Genomic DNA, 504 nt, shown 5'->3' with positions numbered 1-504 from the left:
GGTAATTTAAAATAACTAGGGGTTTCCTAAATTTTAATTATCACGTAGTATGGGGTGAATCTCACCCCATACTTTTTTATGCGCTAAAAGTCTATTTCAGAAATATCTAAATCTAACGATGAGTCTTCATCGTTATTTTTCATTAGAGAAAACTGAATATCATCAATTTGGTGAGAAATAGACTCCAGACGAACAAGTATATCTTCTAAAACTTCATCTTCCTCAAGTATTACTGGTTCATTATCCTCATCAACAATAAGTCTAAATACCTTACTCATATTATTTACCATCCTTTCTGATACTTGTGTAATAGAAAGTCGTATCCTCGTTTAGTGTATAAAGGATACGATTGCGAAATCTCTCCCAGTTCAAATAGCCGTTTGAGGCATGCTTAATGAGCTTGATGGACTTGTTTCTGTTTTCAACGATGGCAGTGTTCATCTTTCTGTTTACATTGTCATCCACAATTATGAAGCTGTTGATGATCTCCTTTTTCCAGTTGGT

The 504-nt window shown here is 34.1% G+C and carries 2 protein-coding genes; both read right to left on the bottom strand.

The genetic code is table 11. From position 1 onward, the window contains the following. Positions 1-83: 83 nt before the first annotated feature. A complete protein-coding gene (locus tag QVO42_RS00495; RefSeq protein ID WP_022424239.1) occupies positions 84-278 on the bottom strand; it encodes a hypothetical protein in 195 nt (64 codons plus the stop codon). Between the two features lies 1 nt (position 279). After that, positions 280-504: transposase (locus QVO42_RS00490; RefSeq protein ID WP_288163500.1), on the bottom strand; the 225-nt coding region annotated here is incomplete at its 5' end.

Origin of the sequence: Catenibacterium sp. CAG:290 (assembly GCF_000437715.1) — a bacterium.
GTDB classification, from domain to species: domain Bacteria; phylum Bacillota_I; class Bacilli_A; order Erysipelotrichales; family Coprobacillaceae; genus Catenibacterium; species Catenibacterium mitsuoka_A.
The sequence above is the reverse complement of the archived record's forward strand: the minus strand, read 5'-3'. Positions and strand labels throughout refer to the sequence as shown.